Annotated in this window: 1 protein-coding gene; it reads right to left on the reverse strand. The window is 67.4% G+C overall.

Translation table 11 applies throughout. The annotated features are described in order from the left end of the window. The coding region (locus IEY36_RS30465) for an IS3 family transposase (protein ID WP_188974097.1) at nt 1-533 on the reverse strand (533 nt) is incomplete at both ends.

Below are 533 nucleotides of genomic sequence, written 5' to 3' on the forward strand. Positions count from 1 at the left end.
GCCGACGGAAGGCTCGATGCCGGCCTGGGCCAAGCGCTCGGTGTAATGGATGGAGACGTACTGACTGCCCCTGTCGCTGTGATGCACGAGGCCGCCGCGATGCAGCGGGCGCCGTTCATGCAGGGCCTGTTCCAGCGCATCCAGCACGAAGCCCGTATGCGCGGTCCGCGACACACGCCAGCCCACGATCCGACGCGCATAGGCATCGATGATGAAGGCGACGTGGACGAAGCCCGACCAGGTCGCGACATAGGTGAAGTCGGAGACCCACAGCGCGTTCGGGCGCGGTGCCTTGAACTGCCGGTTGACGTGGTCCAGCGGGCAAGGTGCGGCCTTGTCGCTGATCGTGGTCCTGACCGGCTTGCCGCGGATCACGCCCTGCAGGCCCATGCCGCGCATCAGACGCGCGACGGTGCACCGCGCCAGATCATGGCCTTCGCGTTTCAGCTGCCGCCAGACCTTGCGCACGCCATAGACGCGGAAGTTTTCCGCGAACACCCGCGCGATCTCGGGCATCAGCGCGGCATCGCGCC

It is taken from the genome of Neoroseomonas lacus (assembly GCF_014644535.1).
GTDB classification, from domain to species: domain Bacteria; phylum Pseudomonadota; class Alphaproteobacteria; order Acetobacterales; family Acetobacteraceae; genus Neoroseomonas; species Neoroseomonas lacus.